This window comes from Gryllotalpicola daejeonensis, assembly GCF_039538145.1.
GTDB lineage: Bacteria > Actinomycetota > Actinomycetes > Actinomycetales > Microbacteriaceae > Gryllotalpicola > Gryllotalpicola daejeonensis.
In genome coordinates this window covers 429,666-448,517 of the sequence record NZ_BAABBV010000001.1, presented here as the reverse complement: position 1 = coordinate 448,517, position 18,852 = coordinate 429,666, and the positions used below count along the sequence as shown (strand labels likewise).

The following is an 18,852-nucleotide window of genomic DNA, read 5'->3' as shown; positions in this document are numbered from 1 at the left end:
ACGGCCCGGCGCCGCGCCGCCCCGGTAGAATCGAACGAACGCTATTTCAACCAGGAGACGTATGTCCGGGCATTCCAAGTGGGCAACGACCAAGCACAAGAAGGCCGTCATCGACCAGCGCCGTGCCAAGTCGTTCGCGAAGCTGATCAAGAACATCGAGGTCGCGGCCAAGATCGGCGGCGCCGACCTCACCGGCAACCCGACCCTTGCCGACGCGGTTCAGAAGGCGAAGAAGACCTCTGTCCCCAACGACAACATCGATCGCGCGATCAAGCGTGGCGCGGGTCTCACCGGCGAGACCATCGACTACTCGACGATCATGTACGAGGGCTACGCCTCAGGCGGCGTCGCGCTGCTCGTCGAGTGTCTGACCGACAACAAGAACCGCGCGGCCGCTGAGGTGCGCACGGCCATGTCGCGCAACGGCGGCACTCTGGCCGACCCGGGCTCTGTGGCCTACAACTTCAGCCGCAAGGGCGTCATCGTGGTCCCCGCAGAGGGCACCACCGAAGACGACGTGCTGGCCGCCGTGCTCGACGCCGGCGCAGAAGAGGTCACCCCGCAGGGCGACACCTTCGAGGTGCTGACCGAGGCGAGCGAGCTCGTCGCGACGCGCACCGCCCTGCAGGAGGCCGGCATCGACTACGACTCGGCCGACGTCGAGTTCGTGGCATCCGTCAAGGTCAACGCCGACGCCGAGACCGCTCGCAAGGTCTTCCGCCTGATCGACGCGCTCGAGGACAGCGACGACGTGCAGAACGTCTACACCAACCTCGACCTGTCGCCCGAAGTCCAGGCCGAACTCGAGGAAGACGAGGACTAAGACCTCATGGCGCTGCGCGTGCTCGGGGTCGACCCCGGGCTCACACGCTGCGGTTATGGAGTCATCGACGCCGACCGCGCACCGAAGCTGGTGCGGGTCGGCGTCGTGCGTACGCCCGCCGACCTCGAGCACGGCCAGCGCCTCGTCCGGATCCTGGCGGGGTTGCGCGAGGTGATCGACGAGACGAAGCCCGACGCGCTCGCCCTCGAGCGCGTGTTCGCGAACAATCAGCTGAACACCGTGATGGGCGTCGCGCAGGTGTCCGGCCTCGTGATCCACGAGGCTGCGAGCCGCGGCCTCCCGCTCGAGCTGTTCACGCCGAGCGAGGTGAAGAACGCGATCACGGGGTACGGCGGCGCAGACAAGCCGCAGGTGGGCGAGATGGTACGGCGCATTCTGCGCCTGGAGGCCGTGCCGAAGCCGGCGGATGCCGCGGATGCGCTCGCGCTGGCGATCGCCGCGTCCTGGCGAACGGCGCGGGGGATTCCCGGCGCGGCGGCGCCCCGCGCGGCATCCGGCGCCCTCACGCCTGCACAGCAGGCCTGGCTCAACGCCGAGAAGGCGACCAGAAAGCAGTTCTGAACAGATGTTCTAGTGTCGCTGCCGGTGAATGTCTGCAGAGACACATAGCCTGACTGCATGATCAGCTCACTGCGCGGCACCGTTCTGCGCGCCTCAGGCGCCGAGCTCGTGATCGAGGTGGCCGGAGTCGGCTACCTGGTCAGCGTCACGCCGGAGCATGCGCTCAGCCTGCGGGTGGGTGACGAGGCGCTCGTGCACACGGCGCTCATCGTGCGCGAAGACGCGCTCTCGCTGTTCGGCTTCCAGGATGCAGATCAGCTCGAGGTCTTCCAGCTGCTGCTCGGTGTGAACGGCGTCGGGCCGAAGTCTGCGCTCGGCGTGCTGTCGGTGATGACGCCCGACCAGATCGCGGCGGCGGTGCAGGCCGATGATGACGCCGCCTTCCGCAAGGTGAGCGGCATCGGGCCGAAGACCGCGAAGCTCATCGTGGTGCAGCTCACCGGGAAGCTGCACGCCGTCGCGCCGGCCGCGGCTGCGCCGGCGACGAAGCAGAAGAACACGGTCGGCGACGACGTGCGCGTCGCGCTGGTCGGGCTGGGCTGGCCGGAGAAGGTCGCAGCGGATGCCGTGGCCGAGGTCCTTGCAGAGCTGGGTGAGGCCGCGGCCGACGCCTCCGCCGCCTCGGTGCCTGCGCTGCTGCGCCGCGCGCTCGCCCTGCTCGGGCCCGCGCCACAGCATCAGACCGCGGGGGCCGGCCGATGAGCGACGACCTCACGACGCCCCAGGCGCAGAACGAGGCGGAGCTCGCCTTCGAAGGGGCGCTGCGCCCCAAGTCGCTCGGCGAGTTCGTCGGGCAGTCCAAGGTGCGCGGCCAGTTGCAGCTGCTGCTGACTGCGGCGCGGATCCAGGAGCGCACGGCCGACCACATCCTGCTCGCCGGGCCGCCCGGGCTCGGGAAGACGACGCTCGCGATGATCGTCGCCGCGGAGAGCGACCGGCCGCTGCGCATGTCGAGCGGGCCGGCGATCCAGCATGCGGGCGACCTCGCGGCCGTGCTGTCGTCCTTGGTCCCCGGCGAGGTGCTCTTCATCGACGAGATCCACCGCATGGCGCGCTCGGCCGAAGAGATGCTCTACCTCGCGATGGAGGACTTCCGCATCGACATCATGGTGGGCAAGGGCGCCGGCGCCACCAGCATCCCGCTGGATCTCGCCCCCTTCACGCTCGTCGGCGCGACCACGCGCTCTGGCCTGCTGCCCAATCCGCTGCGTGACCGCTTCGGGTTCACCGCGCACCTCGAGTTCTACTCCGACGATGAGCTCGAGAAGGTGCTCGACCGCGCCGCCGGAATGCTCGAACTCGACATCGACCGTGAGGCGCTGGCCGAGATCGCGGGCCGCAGTCGCGGCACACCGCGTATCGCCAACCGGCTGCTGCGCCGCGTGCGCGACTACGCGCTCGTCCACACCGGGCGGGCCGACCTCGCCGCCGTCCGCGCGGCGCTCGAGCTCTACGACGTCGACGCGCTCGGCCTCGACCGACTGGATCGCGCCGTGATGGAGACCGTGCTCAGGCGGTTCGACGGCGGCCCCGTCGGACTCTCGACTCTTGCCGTCTCGGTGGGGGAAGAGGCCGAGACGATCGAGTCGGTCGTCGAGCCGTTCCTCGTACGCATCGGGCTGATCTCACGCACGCCGCGTGGTCGAGTGGCGACCGCGCAGGCCTGGCGGCACTTCGGGCTGGAGCCCAGCCGACCGACAGGCGGCGCCCAGCAGGCCCTTTTCACCGATGACCTATAATCCAACGAAGGCCCGCTCTGGGTCGCAGCACCCGCGTGAGGTGAGTGTTTCCCTCACATCGAAAGGACTTCCCCTTTATGGGTAACAACCCGACTCTGCTCATCGTGATGGTCGTCATCATCGGCTTCTTCTTCTTCTGGTCGTGGCGTGGCAACCGCAAGCGCCAGGCGGCCGAGGCCGAGAAGTCGGCGCAGCTCGTCAAGGGCGTCGAGGTCATGACGAACGCCGGCATCTTCGGGACCGTCGAGTCGGTCGACCTCGAGAACAACAAGGTGGTGCTCGAGACGAGCCCGGGCAACTTCCTCACCGTGCACCGCCAGGCGATCTCGCGCATCGAGACTCCGGCCGAGTCATCCGTCGACTCCGCGTCCACCGACGCGGCCGGAACGGCGACGTCCGCGAGCGCGATCGACGCGGCCAACGCCGAGGCCCACGCTCAGGCGGCGAACACCGCCGACCAGAAGCCCGCGTTCGGCGAGCGCGTCGACCAGCCCAAGAACGACGAGTAAGCCCCGCCCGACCCCGTAGCCGCGCGGCGACCCCTTCGCCGCCCGGAAGAAAGCTGAGTTCCGCCTGTGGCCAAGACGTCACCCGTTCGGCACGCGTCCCGCTCCCTGATCTGGCTGGGCGTGCTCGTCGTCGCCCTGGCAGCCGCCCTCACGAGCGGCGTGCTCTGGGGCAGCGCGACCGTCGCACCCAAGCTCGGCCTCGACCTGCAGGGCGGCACCGAGGTCATCCTGACCCCGGCGCTCGAGGGCAACAGCCAGATCACGAGCGACGAGCTCAACCAGGCGGTCTCCATCATCCGCCAGCGCGTGAACGCCTCCGGCGTCTCCGAGGCCACTGTCTCGACCCAGGGCAACACCAACATCGTCGTCGATGTGCCCGGGCGCCTCGACGATGCGACGAAGCAGCGCATCGAGGCCTCGTCGAAGATGGAGCTGCGGCCCGTGCTGCTCGCGCAGAGCCCGGCCACCACCTCGTTCACCGGCCAGGACGGCAAGCAGACGCCGTACCCCACGCCGGCACCAACCCTCGCGAACACGCCGACCGCGAAGCCGACCGACGCGAGCGACACGAACTGGGTCACTCCGTACCTGCAGGCGAAGTACGACGCCTTCGACTGCGCGAGCCTCAAGACCGCGACGACGAACGTCGCGCCCGCCGACGAGCCGCTCGTCACCTGTGACGACGCCGGGCAGACCAAGTACCTCCTCGGCCCGGTCGAGGTGCAGGGCAGCGACATCACCAACGCCACGGCCGGCATGATCTCGAGCCAGCAGGGCGTGAACACCGGCCAGTGGGGCGTCAACCTGACCTTCAACTCGGCGGGTGCCAAGGCGTTCGACAAGGTGAGCCAGCGCCTCAACGGCTACTACGCCGCCGCCCAGAGCGCCGGTACGTCAGACCCGCGTTCGCAGTTCGCCTTCGTGCTCGACGGCCGGGTGCTCGAGGCGCCGCAGATGCAGGGCGTCATCACCGGCAACACCTCGCAGATCACGGGCAACTTCACCCAGGAGAGCGCGCAGACGCTCGCCAACCAGCTCAAGTTCGGCGCGCTGCCGGTGAGCTTCAAGGTGCAGAGCTCCAACACCATCTCGGCGACGCTCGGTTCCGCCCAGCTCCTCTCCGGCATGATCGCCGGCGCCATCGGCCTGCTGCTGGTGTTCATCTACACGCTGATCCAGTACCGCACGCTCGGCTTCGTGACGATCTTCTCGCTCGTCATCGCCGCGGCGCTCAGCTACCTGACGATCGCGCTGCTGTCGTGGCAGATGGGCTACCGTCTCTCGCTCGCGGGCGTCGCGGGTCTGATCGTGGCCATCGGCTTCACGGCAGACTCGTTCATCGTCTATTTCGAGAGAATCAGGGACGAGCTGCGCGAGGGCCGCGGCCTCGAGTCGGCCGTCGAGGCGGGCTGGAAGCGCGCCCGGCGCACCGTGTACGCGGCGAAGACGACGAACCTGCTGGCCGCGGTCGTGCTGTACATCTTCGCCGTCGGCGACGTGCAGGGCTTCGCCTTCACTCTGGGACTCACGACGATCCTCGACGTGATCATCGTGGTGCTCTTCACCCACCCGATCATGCAGCTGTTCGCGCGCACCGAGTTCTTCGCCTCGGGCCACCCGCTGTCGGGCCTCGACCCGACGGCTCTCGGCGCGGTGTACCGCGGCGCGGGCCAGTTCCGCCCCGCCAGCACCGTGGGCTCCGCCAAACTCGCGTCGAGCAGTCGAGAGGCCGCAAAGCGCCAGACCATCGCCGAGCGGAAGGCCGCAGAGCTCGCGGCCGCCGGCACCCGTCGTAACGGAAAGGACGACTGATGGCCTCCCCGTTCCAGCGGTTCGGAAACGACCTCTTCACCGGCGCCCGGTCGATCAAGTTCGTCCAGCGGCGCAAGCTGTGGCTCGGCATCTCGGCCATGCTGATGATCGTGTGCATCCTCATCCCCGTGGTACGGGGCTTCAACTGGGGCATCGACTTCCGCGGCGGCTCGCAGTTCCAGATCTCCGACGTGCACTCGACCGACCAGAACATCGCGACGGAGGCCGTGCAGAAGGTCGACTCGGACGCGATCGTGCAGGTGTCGGTCGTCAACCGCACCGGCATCCGCGTCACGACCGACCAGCTCACCACGACCCAGACGAAGCAGGTCACCAACAACCTCGCCGACGCGTACGGCGTGAAGGCCGACGACATCACCTCCGCGTACATCGGGCCCGCCTGGGGCCAGGATGTCTCACGCAAGGCCCTCGAAGGTCTCGGTGTCTTCCTCGCGCTCGCCTTCATCGGCATGGCGCTCTACTTCCGCACGTGGAAGATGTCGCTCTCGGCGATCATCACGCTGTTCCACGACCTGATCTTCACCGCCGGCGTGTACGCGCTCAGCGGCTTCGAGATCACGCCGGCCACCGTCATCGGCTTCCTCACGATCCTCGGCTACTCGCTCTATGACACCGTCGTCGTCTTCGACAAGGTCCGCGAGAACACCACAGAGGGCGCCGACAAGCTCACGCGCACCTTCGGCGAGTCCGTCAACCTCGCGGTGAACCAGACCCTGGTGCGGTCGATCAACACCGCGGTGATCGCGGCGCTGCCCGTCGCAGGCATCCTGTTCATCGGTGGCTTCGTGCTCAACGCGACGACCCTCGAGGACATCTCCCTCGCGCTGTTCGTCGGCATTCTGATCGGCACCTATTCGACCGTGTTCGTGGCCGCGCCGCTCTATTCGTGGCTGCGCGACGGCGAGCCGGCGATCGTCAAGCACAGCCGCCGCGTGCTCGCAGCGCGCACCAAGGCGCCCGTCGACACCGAGAAGGCCGTCACCGCCTGATAATGGTGGGAAGGAGGCGGCGCTGATGGTCGATACGACGACGAGCAACAATCAGACCGCCTCACTGCGCCGTCTGGTGCCCCGCCTGTTCTCGCGGTCTGTGCAGAACGGCGCGCTCGACACGCTGCTGCGCACGGTGCGCCAGCACCACCCGCGCGCGGACATCGCGCTGATCGAGCGGGCGTATGCCACGGCCGAGCGGGCCCACGCGGGGCAGACCCGCCGCAGCGGCGAGCCCTACATCACGCATCCGCTCGCCGTCGCCCAGATCCTCGCCGATTTGGGCATCGGGTCGAAGACGATTGCCGCGGCGCTGCTGCACGACACGGTCGAAGACACCGACTACGCCCTCGACCAGCTGACCGCCGACTTCGGCACAGAGATCGCGATGCTGGTCGACGGCGTCACGAAGCTCGACAAGGTCAAGTACGGCGACAGCGCGCAGGCCGAGACCGTGCGCAAGATGATCATTGCGATGTCGAAGGACATCCGCGTGCTCGTCATCAAACTGGCCGACCGCCTGCACAACGCGCGCACCTGGGGCTTCATGCCCTCGGCCAGCGCCGAGCGGAAGGCGAAGGAGACCCTCGAGATCTACGCGCCGCTCGCGCACCGGCTCGGAATCCAGACCATCAAGTCCGAGCTCGAGGACCTGAGCTTCGCGGTGCTGCAGCCGAAGCTCTACGTCGAGATCGAGAACCTCGTGAAGCAGCGCTCGCCCGAGCGCGAGCGGGTCGTTCAGCAGGTCATCGACGCGATCGACGACGACCTGCGGTCGGCGCGCATCCGCGGCAAGGTCGTCGGGCGGCCGAAGCAGTACTACTCGATCTACCAGAAGATGGTCGTGCGCGGGCGCGAGTTCGATGAGATCTACGACCTCGTCGGCATCCGCGTGCTCGTCAACACGGTGCGCGACTGCTACGCCGTGCTGGGGCAGATCCATGCCAGGTGGACGCCGATGCCCGGCCGCTTCAAGGACTACATCGCGACCCCGAAGTACAACCTCTACCAGTCGCTGCACACGACGGTGATCGGGCCGGGCGGCCGCGCCGTCGAGATCCAGATCCGCACGGAGGAGATGCACCAGCGCGCCGAGTACGGCGTCGCGGCGCACTTCAAGTACAAAGAGCGCGCAGCGGGCGGCAAGGACGACAAGACCAGTGCGGATGCCGACCTGACCTGGCTCGCGCACATCACCGACTGGCAGGCGGAGACCGAGGATCCGAGCGAGTTCCTCGACTCGCTGCGCTACGAGATCGGCGCGAAAGAGGTCTACGTCTTCACGCCGAAGGGCAAGGTCATCGGCCTTCCGCAGGGAGCGACGCCGGTCGACTTCGCCTATGCGGTGCACACCGAGGTCGGCCACCGCACGATGGGCGCCAAGGTCAACGGGCGGCTCGTTCCTCTCGACTCGGGTCTGTCGACGGGCGACGTCGTCGAGGTCTTCACCTCGAAGAACCCCGACGCGGGCCCCAGCCAGGACTGGCTCAACTTCGTCAAGAGCCCCAGGGCCCGCAGCAAGATCCGCCAGTGGTTCACCAAAGAGCGCCGCGACGAGGCGATCGAGCAGGGCAAAGACGCGATCGCCCGCGCGATGCGCAAGCAGAACATGCCGCTCACCCGGCTGATGAGCCCCGAGTCGCTGGCCGAGGTCGCGCACACGTTGCACCTCGAGGGCGTCGAGGCGCTCTTCGCGGCCGTCGGCGAGGGCCATGTCTCCACCCAGTCGGTGCTCGAGAAGCTCGTCGCCGGCCTGCAGACCGAGCCCGAGAGCTCGGGCACCGAGGTGACGCAGGCCGTGCGCGGCCGTCGCCCGCGCAGCTCGAGCGACTCCGGCGTGCTCGTGCGCGGCGCGCCCGACATCCTGGTGAAGCTCGCGAAGTGCTGCACGCCGGTTCCCGGCGACGAGATCGTGGGATTCATCACCCGCGGCGCGGGCGTCTCGGTGCACCAGGCGAGCTGTCAGAACGTGAAGAGCCTGATGGACCAGCCCGAGCGGATGATCGAGGTCGAGTGGGCCGAAGAGAACAAGGGCGTCTTCCTGGTGCAGATCCAGGTCGAGGCGCTCGACCGCTCAGGCCTGCTGTCCGACATCACCCGCGTGCTCTCCGAGCATCACGTCAACATCCTGTCGGCGTCCGTGAACACCTCGCAGAACCGCCTGGCGCTGTCGCGCTACGTATTCGAGATGGGTGACACCACGCACCTCGACCGTGTGCTGAACGCGGTGCGACGCATCGACGCGGTCTATGACGTGTACCGCGTGAGCGCGGGATGATCGGCTGACTGCGCACTCCATTCGCGCAGACGGCTGACCGCGCGCAGCTTTCCACGGGTGTGCCCGAGCTGCAGCGCGATCGTCACCGCTTCGGCCGCGACCACGGGCGCCGCCAGCAGCTCGCGCACCGCCTCTTCCCGGGCGGGCGGCACCTCGTCGAGCAGGGCGACGTCGACCGCGGTGCGCGGCTTGGAGGTGATGCGGATGCCTGCGAGCAGCACGATCTCTTCATCGGGAACCACCGTCTCACGCACGCTCACACGCATCGTGGACAGAAGACGACCACGGACGTCTCGGCGCACCGCACCGGTGTGGACGACGGGCGGCCGGCTCAGGCATCCGTACACCCATAACGCCGTGTCGAGCTCGGCGACCATCCGCGGCGTGAACAGGCCGGCGAGTGCGGCCGCCCGGTTCACGGAGAGCTCGGGCTCGTCAACGGCGATGACCGCCTCGTCGATCGCGAACGCTTCGCCGTCGAGCCGCAGCGCCGACAATTCGGCCACCGGGAAGTCGAGCCTGGTCAGCACGGGGGAGTAGCGCATGACAGCGAGTGTCGCAGGAACGCGGAAGGCCCGGGCGGACCCGGGCCTTCCTGTGGACAACCGCCTCAGCGCAGGGCGTTGAGCCACGCCTTGCGTGCGTCGATGGCTTCCTGCGCGTCGGCGATCGCTTTGGGATCTCCGGAGGCCTGCGCCTCGGCGAGCTCGGCCTCGAGGCGCTCGATGGCCTCGCTGAGCTGGGCGGCGAGGCCGGCGCTGCGCGCCTGCTTCTCGGGATTGTTGGCACGCCAGTGCTCTTCGTCGAGCTTGCGCACCGCAGCCTCCACGCGGCGTAGGCGGTCTTCGATCGCGCGCACCTGGTCGCGGGGGACCCGGCCGATCTCGTCCCACCGGCGCTGGATGTCGATCAGCTTCGACTTCGCGACATCGCGGTCGGTCTCGGTGAGCAGCGGCTCCGCCTCGTCCAGCAGCGCGAGCTTCGCCTCGAGATTCGCCGAGTACTCCTCGTTCTCGACGGCGACCTCCTGCGCCTTGGCGGCGTAGATCGCGTCGCCCGCGGCCTTGAAGCGCGCCCACAGCGCGTCGTCGTCGCGGCGGCCGGCGCGGCCGGCGCGCTTCCATTCGTCGAGCAGCTCGCGGTACTGGGGGATTCCCTCTGTGCCGCGCGGCACGAGCGCCTCTGCCCGCTCGATCAGCGCCGTCTTCACGGCACGTGCGTCGCGGTGCTGGGCGTCGAGCTCGGCGAAGAACGCCTTGCGGTTGCGCTCGATCACCGAGCGCGCGGCACGGAATCGCTTCCAGAGCTCATTGGCCTCGTTCTTCGGAAGGCGCGGGCCCTCCTTCTGGTGCTGCTGCCAGCGGGCGAACAGCTCGTCGAGCTGGGCGCTCGTGCGCTTCCACTGGGTCTTCGCGGGGTCCTCGGCGGCCAGCGCCTCGACCTCGACCACGATCTGCTCGCGCACGGTCAGCGCCTCTGCCAGGGCCGCCTTGGCCTCGGCGGTCTGCTGCTCGGTGAGCTCGTCGACGGCGCCGCCGAGTTTGTCGAGCCGCGCCGCAAGCGAAGCCAGATCGCCGACCGCACTGGCGCCGACGATGCTCGACTTCAGCGAGGCGACGGACTTCGCGATGTCTGCCGCGGGTGCGCCACGCCGCGCACGCTGCTCGAGGATCGACACCTGGCCGGCGAGATCGGCGAACTTCCGCTCGTAGTAGGCCAGCGCCTCTTCGGGCGTTGCGCCGGGGAACTCGCCGACGGCGCGCTCACCGTCGCCTTCGCGCACGTAGACGGTGCCGTCCTCGGCCACACGGCCCCAGGGCTGCTGTTCGGAATCGGACAAGATGCTCCACCTTGCTCACGGGTCGACCCAGGGGAAGGTCGATGCTGACACTCGCTGGTCAGCCTATTGCAACCCCGCGCGAGGCGTGCCGATCTACTTGAGCGTGAAGCCGGTGATGGTCGTGGCGACCTTCGGCGTGCCGTCGTCCGAGCCGTCCGAGGTTCCCTTCGACGCCACGGAAGAGACGAGCTTGTCGAGGCCGCTCGTGACCTTGCCGACGACGGTGTAGCCGCCCGCGGAGTCGTTCGGGATCGTCGTGTCGCCGTACACGATGAAGAACTGGCTCCCGTTGCTGTAGGCGTTGTCTCCCTGTCGCGCGAGCGCTATGTCGCCCTTCGCGTAGAGCGATGATCCGTACGGGTTGTCGCTGGTCTTAGAGCCCGACGCCACCGCGGGCGCGTTCTCGATCGGCCCGAAGCTGAAGCCGGGGCCACCCGTGGGGCCGTCTGCCACGGTCTTCGCGCCGCCGCACTGCAGCACCTTGAAGGTGTCGCCGGTGGTGAGGCGGTGGCACACGGTGCCGGTGTAGAAGCCCTTCTGGACGAGGCTGATCACGGCCGACGCACCCTGCGGCGCCGCCTTGCCGTCGATCGTCACGCCGAGCGGAATGCTCTTGTTGAGCGTCAGCGTTCCCGTCCAATCGCGGCCAGCGGCCAGCGACTTGTCGGGCACGTCCCCCTGGTTCGCGCCCGTCGCGGTCGGTGACGGCGTCGGCGTCGCAGTGGCGGTCGACTTCGGCTTCGCCGCCGGCTTGCCGGGCCCGACGCCGAAGTAGGCGAGCTGGGCGCCGACGGCGGCTGCGGCGACGACGACGATCGCGATTCCCGCGATCAGGTTGTCGCGGCGCCGGCGCTTCTTGCCGGTCTCGTGCACGGCCTGCCTGGCTTGGTAGGAGCGCAGGCGCTCACGCGCGATACGTGCTTCGCGGTCGTTCTTCGAGGGGGCCACCCGCGCACTTTATCGGGTGCGCTTATGTCGATCGAAATCGATGAAGAGAGCGGATGCCTGCAGCTCGCCTCACCGCAATGTCGGCGGAGTCTCGTAGGCTTGTTCTATGAGTGACACGCGGGTGGGTCTGCGCAGCGGCGCGACTCCGCTCGCCGTGCGCATGCGGCCAAAGAGCCTCGACGAGGTGGCCGGCCAGCGCCACCTGCTCACGCCCGGCTCACCGCTCGTCGCTCTCGCGAACGACAAGACGGGCGAGCGCGGCTCGGTCTCCGTTATTCTCTGGGGTCCGCCCGGCACCGGGAAGACGACGCTCGCGCAGGTCATCGCGCATTCGTCGGGGCGGCGCTTCGTGGAGCTCTCCGCGGTCACCGCCGGCGTGCGCGACGTGCGCCAGGTGATGGAAGAGGCGATGTCGAACCGCGACCTCTACGGCATCTCGACGGTCCTCTTCCTCGACGAGATCCACCGCTTCACGAAGGCGCAGCAAGACGCGCTGCTGCCCGGCGTCGAGAACGGATGGGTCATCCTCGTGGCGGCGACGACCGAGAATCCGTCGTTCTCCGTCATCTCGCCCCTGCTCTCGCGCTCCCTGCTGCTCACCCTCGAGACGCTCACGGAAGACGACCTCGGCACGCTCATCGACCGCGCCGTCGCCGACCCGCGCGGGCTCGGCGGCCGCTTCGAGCTCGAGCCGGAGGCCCGCAGCGCGATCGTGCAGCTCTCCTCCGGCGACGCGCGCCGCGCGCTGACCGCGCTCGAGGCGGCATCCATCACCGCCGACTCAGAGCAGCAGACGACCATCACCGCCGAGCAGGTCTCGCGCGCCGTCGACCGGGCGCTGCTGCGTTACGACCGCCAGGGCGACGAGCACTACGACGTCATCAGCGCGTTCATCAAGTCGATCAGGGGCTCAGACGCCGACGCGGCGCTGCACTACCTCGCGCGCATGATCGAGGCGGGCGAGGACCCGCGCTTCATCGCGCGCCGGCTGATCGTCTCGGCCTCAGAAGACATCGGCATGGCCGACCCGACGGCGCTCGGCGTCGCGGTCGCCGCGGCCGACGCCGTGCAGTACATCGGGATGCCCGAGGGGCGCATTCCCCTCGCACAGGCGACCGTGCACCTGGCCACCGCGCCGAAGTCGAACGCCAGCTACCTGGCGCTCGACGCTGCCCTCGCCGATGTGCGCGCAGGCAAAGCTGGCCGAGTGCCCAAGCATCTTCGCGACGCGCACTACGCGGGCGCGAAGAAGCTCGGGCACGGCAAGGGCTACGTCTACCCCCATGACGACGAGCTCGGCGTGGTCACTCAGCAGTACCTGCCCGACACGCTGAAGAACGTCGAGTACTACCGGCCGACCGACCACGGGAACGAGCGCGACATCGCCTCCCGGTGGGAGAAGCTGAAGCGCATCATCAGGAGACGCTGAGCAGCTCCAGCGTGTCGACCACACGGTTCGAGAAGCCCCACTCGTTGTCGTACCAGGCGACCACCTTCACGTGGCGGCCGTCGACGCGCGTGAGGGCGGAGTCGAAGATCGAGGATGCCGCGACGCCGACGATGTCCGACGAGACCAGCGCGTCCTCCGAGTACTCGAGGATGCCGACGAGCGGGCCGGCTGCCGCGGCGCGGTAAGCGGCGAGCACCTCGTCACGCGTGACGTCGCGCGCGACGACAGTGTTGAGCTCGACGATCGAGCCGACGGGAACCGGCACACGGATCGAGTCGCCAGACAGCTTCCCGTCGAGCTGCGGCAGCACGAGGCCGATCGCCTTTGCGGCCCCCGTCGTCGTCGGCACGATGTTGACGCCGGCGGCCCGGGCGCGGCAGGCGTCGCGGTGCGGGCCGTCCTGCAGGTTCTGCTCCTGCGTATAGGCGTGCACGGTGGTCATGAAGCCGTGCTCGATGCCGGCCAGCTCGTCGAGCACCGCCGCCAGGGGAGCCAGCGCGTTCGTCGTGCACGACGCGTTCGACACGATCGTGTGCGCCGCCGGGTCGTAAGCGGAGGTATTGACGCCGTAGGCGAGGGTGACGTCGGCCCCGTCGGAGGGCGCGCTCACGAGCACGCGCTTCGCGCCGGCCTCGAGGTGCGCCCGGGCGGCCGCAGCCGAGGTGAAGCGCCCGGTCGACTCGAGCACGAGGTCGACCTCGAGCTCGGCCCACGGCAGCTGCGCCGGCTCGCGCTCGGCGGTGACGCGGATGCGGCGCCCGTCGACCACGAGGGTGTCGCCGTCGACCGACACCGGGCGGCCGAGGCGGCCTGCCGTCGAGTCGAACGCCAGCAGGCGGGCGAGGGTCGCCGGCTCGGTGAGGTCGTTCACGGCGACGACCTCGAGCGCGGAGTCGCGCTCGAGCAGAGCGCGCAGCACGTTGCGGCCGATGCGTCCGAAGCCGTTGATGGCGATGCGGGTCATGAAGATTCCTTCCACGTGAGATCGTTCTGAGGCTCGCGCTCGGCGCGCCCCCAACGATCGTCAGCCGAGTCAGGCATCCGTGACATAGGCGTGATCGCCAAGCTGCGCAAGGATCGCGCCAGGGGCCGCGACCGCCTACACGCCGCGCGAGAACGTGCGCCGGTACTCGCTCGGCGTCGTGCCGAGGATGCGCTGGAAGTGAAGCCGCAGGTTCGCTGCAGTGCCGAGTCCGACGCCGGCGGCGATCTGCTCGATGCTCTGCTCTGACCGCTCGAGCAGCTCGCGCGCCACGTCGATGCGCGCCCGCATGACCCACTGCATCGGCGTGTAGCCGGTGTCGTCGACGAAACGGCGCGAGAAGGTGCGCGGCGAGACCGCCGCGTGCCGCGCGAGCGCCTCGAGCGTCAGCGGGTCGCCGAGGCGGCGCAGCGCCCACTCCCGCGTCGCGGCGAACCGCTCGCCGAGCGGCTCGGGGACACTGCGCGGCACGTACTGCGCCTGGCCGCCGCTGCGGTACGGCGCGGCGACCAGCCGCCTGGCTGCGTGATTCGAGACCGCGACTCCCTGCTCCCCACGCAGGATGTGCAGGCACAGGTCGATACCCGACGCGGCGCCGGCGGAAGTGAGCACGTCGCCTTCGTCGACGAACAGCACGTTCTCGTCGACCGTGACGAGCGGATGCTTCGCCTTCAGCGCCCTCGTGTAGTGCCAGTGCGTCGTCGCGCGCTTGCCGTCGAGGAGGCCGGTCGCAGCCAGCGCGAAGGCACCGGTCGAGATCGCCGCGAGCTTGGCCCCGCGATCGTGCGCAGCCCGCAGCGCCTCGACCGCCGCGGCGAGCGGCTCGTCGCGGTCGGGGAAGCGATAGCCGGGCACGAACACGATGTCGGCCCACGCGAGCGCCTCGAGGCCGTGGGCCACGTGGTACGAGAGCCCGTCGCCGCCGGTGACCAGGCCGGGCGCCGGGCCGCACACGCGCACCTCGTACGGCATGCTGGCTCTGGTCGTGAACACCTGCGCAGGAATCCCGACATCCAGCGGCTTGGCGCCCTCGAGCACGAGCACGGCGACGCGGCGCAACGGTTCGGCCACGTCTGGTAATCTAGTCAGGTTGTGTTGGAGTCCCTCGGACCCCGCGACAGTCCCATTAGACGATGACCGGGCCACACGGGCCCGGTTCACGTGCGCATTCGAAGCACGCGCTCCTCAGCGGAGATCACAGAATCGAAAGGAAACACGTGTCCTCACAGTCACGTAGCAAGACCCGCCTCTCCCGTGCCCTCGGTATCCCGCTCACCCCGAAGGCTGCGCGCTACCTCGAGAAGCGCCCCTACGCCCCGGGCGAGCACGGCCGCACCAAGCGCAAGGCCGACAGCGACTACGCCGTCCGTCTGCGTGAGAAGCAGCGTCTCCGCGCCCAGTACGGCCTCGGTGAGAAGCAGCTCCGCATCGCGTTCAACGACGCGCACCGCCGTGCCGGCATGACCGGTGACAACCTGGTCGAGGCCCTCGAGACCCGTCTCGACGCCCTCGTGCTGCGCGCCGGCTTCGCCCGCACCACCGCGCAGGCCCGCCAGTTCGTCACCCACCGCCACATCCTCGTCGACGGCAAGATCGTCGACCGCCCGTCGTTCAAGGTGAAGCCGGGCCAGCTCATCCACGTCAAGCCCAAGTCCGAGGGCACCGAGCCCTTCCAGGTCGCGGCAGCCGGCGGTCACGTCGACGTCCTGCCCAAGACCCCGGCCTACCTCGAGGTCGAGATCGACAAGCTGCAGGCCCGCCTCGTGCGCGAGCCGAAGCGCGCCGAGGTGCCGATCCAGTGCGAGACCCAGTTGGTCGTCGAGTACTACGCGGCCCGCTAGGGCTGCGCCCTGTGCCGCCGAAGCGGCGGCACAGGGCAACACAGCTCGCTGAGTAGCAGCACCGATAGTCTGGGGAGCGGATGCCATGCGGCATCCGCTCTTCGGCTTTAAATCACGCGGACAACGGAGCTAACCCATGAAGACCTTCCTCGCGCTAGTTTTCGGCGTCGTTCTCGGATTCGTCGCGGCCCACCAGTTCAACCGCACTGAGCAGGGCCAGCGCTTCTTCAGCGACCTCGACGCGAAGGCCCGCGAGTTCGGCGCGGCGGTGGCCGACGGGTACCACGCCCGCGAGGCCGAGCTGCGCACGCCAGAGGCCTGAGCCGCGCGCTCCACCCGTTTCGCACATTCGCTTTCGCACCCCAGGTAGAACCCTCTCTCGATGCTCACCTCTGAGATCCACCGCCGCTTCCTCGACTTCTTCGCGCAGCGCGACCACACGATCGTGCCCTCCGCCTCGCTGATCAGCGACGACCCCTCGCTGCTGTTCACGGTGGCCGGAATGGTGCCCTGGGTGCCGTACCTGACGGGCGTCGTGCCGCCGCCGTACCCGCGCGTGGCCGATGTGCAGAAGTGCATCCGCACCCTCGACATCGAAGAGGTCGGCAAGACGCCGCGCCACGGCACCTTCTTCCAGATGCTGGGCAACTGGTCGTTCGGTGACTACTTCAAGGCAGAGGCGATCGCGTATGCCTGGGAGCTGCTGCTGACGCCGGAGAGCGCCGGCGGTCTCGGCTTCGACGAGAAGGACCTCTGGTTCACCGTCTATGAGGACGACGACGAGGCCTTCAACGAGTGGGTGAAGGTCGGGGCATCCCCTGATCGCATCCAGCGCCTCGGCAAGGACACGAACTACTGGTCGACCGGCCTGCCGGGGCCCGCCGGCCCCTGCTCGGAGATCTTCTTCGACCGCGGCCCCGCCTACGGTGTCGACGGCGGCCCCGCCACCGACGACGACCGCTACGTCGAGATCTGGAACCTCGTGTTCATGCAGTACCTCATCAAGGACGTGAAGTCGAAGTACGACTTCACCGTGGTGGGCGAGCTGCCGCAGCGCAACATCGACACGGGCGCCGGGCTCGAGCGCATCGCCTTCATCAAGCAGGGCGTCGGCAACTTCTACGAGATCGACCAGGTGCGCCCCGTCCTCGACCGCGCGGCCGAGATCGCGGGCAAGACCTACGGCGCGAACCACGACGACGACGTGCGCCTGCGCGTCGTGTCCGACCACGTGCGCTCGTCGCTCATGCTGATCGGCGACGGGGTCACCCCGTCGAACGACGGCCGCGGCTACATCCTGCGCCGCCTGCTTCGCCGCACGGTGCGCGCCATGCGCCTGATGGGCGTCGACACCGCCGTCTTCCCCGAGCTGTTCACCGCCAGTCGGGATGCCATGAAGGGGGCGTACCCCGAGGTCGAGACGGACTTCGCCCGCATCTCGCACGCGGCGTATGCGGAGGAGGAGACGTTCCTGCGCACGCTCGCCGGCGGCACCACGATCCTCGACACGGCGGTCGCCGAGACGAAGGCCGCGGGCAAGTCGCAGCTCTCGGGCGACACCGCGTTCCTGCTGCACGACACCTGGGGCTTCCCGATCGACCTGACGCTGGAGATCGCCGACGAGGCCGGCCTCGCCGTCGACCGAGCCGCCTTCGACTCCCTCATGCAGGAGCAGCGGCAACGCGCGAAGGCCGACGCGAAGGCGAAGAAGGGTGCCATTGCCGACCTGACCGTCTACAGCCAGTTCCGCACGCTCGGCGAGACGGTGTTCACCGGCTACACCGACTTCACCACCGACTCCGAGGTGCTCGGCATCATCGTCGACGGCGTCTCGGTCGACCGCGCCCGCGAGGGCCAGACGGCCGAGGTGATCCTGAAGGAGACCGCGCTCTATGCGGAAGCGGGCGGCCAGGACGCCGACCAGGGCACCATCGTCGGACCCGGCTACGAGCTCGAGGTGCTCGACGTACAGCGCCCCGTCGCGGGCCTCATCAGCCACACCGTGCGCGTCAGCGTCGGCGAGGTGGGCGTGGGGTCGAAGGCGACGAGCATCGTCGACCAGGACTACCGCCGCGGCGCCAACCAGGCGCACTCGGGCACGCACATCGTGCACGCCGCGCTGCGCCAACTGCTCGGCCCGAACGCGCATCAGTCCGGCTCGTACAACAAGGCCGGCTACCTGCGCCTCGACTTCTCGTGGAACAAGCCGCTGTCGGCCGAGACCCGCAGCGAGCTCGAGGAGATCTCGAACAACGCGATCCGCGAGAACCTGCAGGTGACGACCCGCGTTCTGCCGCTCTCGGAGGCCAAGGCGCTCGGCGCCATGGCGCTCTTCGGCGAGAAGTACGGCGACCAGGTGCGCATGGTCGAGATCGGCGGACCCTGGAGCCGCGAGCTCTGCGGTGGCACGCACGTCGCCGGCAGCTCGGAGATCGGCATGATCAACCTGATCGGCGAGTCGTCGGTCGGCTCGACCAACCGCCGCGTCGAGTCGCTCGTCGGCATCGAGGCGTTCCGCGACCTCGCCGCTGAGCGCGCGATCGTCACCGAGCTGACCACGAACCTCAAGACCCCGCGCGAGAAGCTGCCTGAGCGCATCTCCGAGCTGGTCGCGAACCTCAAGGCAGCCGAGAAGAAGATCGCCCAGTTCGAGGCGAAGCAGCTGCTCGAGCGCGTCCCCGCGCTCGTCGAGACGGCTCACCGCGTCGGCGCCGTGCGCCTCGTCGCACAGAACGTCGGGGAATTGCGCGGAGGCGACGAGCTGCGCCAGCTCGCCATGAGTGTGCGCGAGCGCCTCGGCAGCGACCCGGCCGTGGTCGCGCTCACCGCGACCGTGTCGGAGCGCCCGATCGTTCTCGTGGCCGCGAACCAGGCCGCGCGCGACGCGGGGGCCAAGGCGGGCGCGCTCGTCTCGGTCGCCGCAGGTGCACTCGGCGGTCGCGGCGGCGGCAAGGACGACCTCGCCCAGGGCGGCGGCTCAGACGCCTCTGCGATCCCGGCCGCGCTCTCGGCGATCGCCGACGCGCTGGCCGCGTAGG

Annotated in this window: 17 protein-coding genes; 12 read left to right on the top strand and 5 right to left on the bottom strand. The window is 69.0% G+C overall.

Features of this window, described 5'->3' with window-relative positions; all coding sequences use genetic code 11:
• The first annotated feature begins 61 nt into the window (after positions 1-61).
• The 8 genes from ABD736_RS02240 (at position 62) to ABD736_RS02205 (ending at position 8,753) form a co-directional block, all read left to right on the top strand.
• Complete coding sequence (locus tag ABD736_RS02240) at positions 62-823, top strand: YebC/PmpR family DNA-binding transcriptional regulator (protein ID WP_344790111.1); 762 nt, start codon at positions 62-64, stop codon at positions 821-823.
• A gap of 6 nt (positions 824-829) precedes the next feature.
• Positions 830-1,405, top strand: coding sequence for a crossover junction endodeoxyribonuclease RuvC (ruvC, locus tag ABD736_RS02235; RefSeq protein ID WP_344790110.1), 576 nt, complete (start codon positions 830-832; stop codon positions 1,403-1,405).
• A 57-nt stretch (positions 1,406-1,462) separates the two neighbouring features.
• Positions 1,463-2,107 carry a Holliday junction branch migration protein RuvA gene (ruvA, locus tag ABD736_RS02230; RefSeq protein WP_344790109.1) on the top strand — a complete coding sequence of 215 codons (645 nt, stop codon included), beginning with the start codon at positions 1,463-1,465 and terminating at the stop codon, positions 2,105-2,107.
• Entirely contained in the window at positions 2,104-3,144 is a 1,041-nt protein-coding gene (ruvB, locus tag ABD736_RS02225; RefSeq protein ID WP_344790108.1) for a Holliday junction branch migration DNA helicase RuvB, read from the top strand. The genes ruvA and ruvB overlap by 4 nt, the downstream gene beginning before the upstream one ends.
• 77 nt (positions 3,145-3,221) lie before the next feature.
• Entirely contained in the window at positions 3,222-3,653 is a 432-nt protein-coding gene (gene yajC, locus ABD736_RS02220) for a preprotein translocase subunit YajC (protein WP_344790107.1), read from the top strand.
• Between the two features lie 66 nt (positions 3,654-3,719).
• Positions 3,720-5,465, top strand: coding sequence for a protein translocase subunit SecD (gene secD, locus ABD736_RS02215; RefSeq protein WP_344790106.1), 1,746 nt, complete (start codon positions 3,720-3,722; stop codon positions 5,463-5,465).
• Entirely contained in the window at positions 5,465-6,475 is a 1,011-nt protein-coding gene (gene secF, locus ABD736_RS02210) for a protein translocase subunit SecF (protein WP_344790105.1), read from the top strand. Before secD ends, secF begins: the two co-directional genes overlap by 1 nt.
• Before the next feature lie 25 nt (positions 6,476-6,500).
• Complete coding sequence (locus tag ABD736_RS02205) at positions 6,501-8,753, top strand: RelA/SpoT family protein (protein WP_344790104.1); 2,253 nt, start codon at positions 6,501-6,503, stop codon at positions 8,751-8,753.
• Here ABD736_RS02205 and ABD736_RS02200 read toward each other — a convergent pair.
• From ABD736_RS02200 to ABD736_RS02190, 3 genes are all read right to left on the bottom strand, one after another.
• Positions 8,723-9,298 (bottom strand): hypothetical protein, encoded by a 576-nt coding sequence (locus ABD736_RS02200; RefSeq protein WP_344790103.1) that lies wholly within the window; start codon positions 9,296-9,298, stop codon positions 8,723-8,725. The two genes, ABD736_RS02205 and ABD736_RS02200, sit on opposite strands and share 31 nt — an antisense overlap.
• A gap of 65 nt (positions 9,299-9,363) precedes the next feature.
• Positions 9,364-10,593 (bottom strand): DUF349 domain-containing protein, encoded by a 1,230-nt coding sequence (locus ABD736_RS02195; protein ID WP_344790102.1) that lies wholly within the window; start codon positions 10,591-10,593, stop codon positions 9,364-9,366.
• A 93-nt stretch (positions 10,594-10,686) separates the two neighbouring features.
• The gene (locus ABD736_RS02190) at positions 10,687-11,541 is read right to left on the bottom strand and encodes a peptidylprolyl isomerase (protein WP_344790101.1); all 855 of its coding nucleotides are present in this window, start codon (positions 11,539-11,541) and stop codon (positions 10,687-10,689) included.
• Between the two features lie 106 nt (positions 11,542-11,647).
• Here ABD736_RS02190 and ABD736_RS02185 point away from each other — a divergent pair, with 106 nt between their 5' ends.
• Entirely contained in the window at positions 11,648-12,970 is a 1,323-nt protein-coding gene (locus ABD736_RS02185; protein ID WP_344790100.1) for a replication-associated recombination protein A, read from the top strand.
• On the opposite strand, the gene gap is transcribed toward ABD736_RS02185, so the two are convergent.
• Together gap and ABD736_RS02175 are read right to left on the bottom strand one after the other, a co-directional pair.
• Positions 12,957-13,955: a type I glyceraldehyde-3-phosphate dehydrogenase gene (gene gap, locus ABD736_RS02180; RefSeq protein ID WP_344790099.1), complete on the bottom strand. Its 999-nt coding sequence runs from the start codon at positions 13,953-13,955 to the stop codon at positions 12,957-12,959. The genes ABD736_RS02185 and gap overlap by 14 nt on opposite strands.
• Before the next feature lie 135 nt (positions 13,956-14,090).
• Positions 14,091-15,044 carry a GlxA family transcriptional regulator gene (locus ABD736_RS02175; RefSeq protein ID WP_344790098.1) on the bottom strand — a complete coding sequence of 318 codons (954 nt, stop codon included), beginning with the start codon at positions 15,042-15,044 and terminating at the stop codon, positions 14,091-14,093.
• Between the two features lie 146 nt (positions 15,045-15,190).
• Here ABD736_RS02175 and rpsD point away from each other — a divergent pair, with 146 nt between their 5' ends.
• From rpsD to alaS, 3 genes are all read left to right on the top strand, one after another.
• Entirely contained in the window at positions 15,191-15,814 is a 624-nt protein-coding gene (gene rpsD, locus ABD736_RS02170) for a 30S ribosomal protein S4 (RefSeq protein ID WP_344790097.1), read from the top strand.
• A 136-nt stretch (positions 15,815-15,950) separates the two neighbouring features.
• On the top strand, positions 15,951-16,136 hold the full coding sequence (locus tag ABD736_RS02165) for a hypothetical protein (protein ID WP_344790096.1): 186 nt from the start codon (positions 15,951-15,953) through the stop codon (positions 16,134-16,136).
• A gap of 60 nt (positions 16,137-16,196) precedes the next feature.
• Entirely contained in the window at positions 16,197-18,851 is a 2,655-nt protein-coding gene (gene alaS, locus ABD736_RS02160; protein WP_344790095.1) for an alanine--tRNA ligase, read from the top strand.
• The last annotated feature ends 1 nt before the right edge of the window (position 18,852 follow it).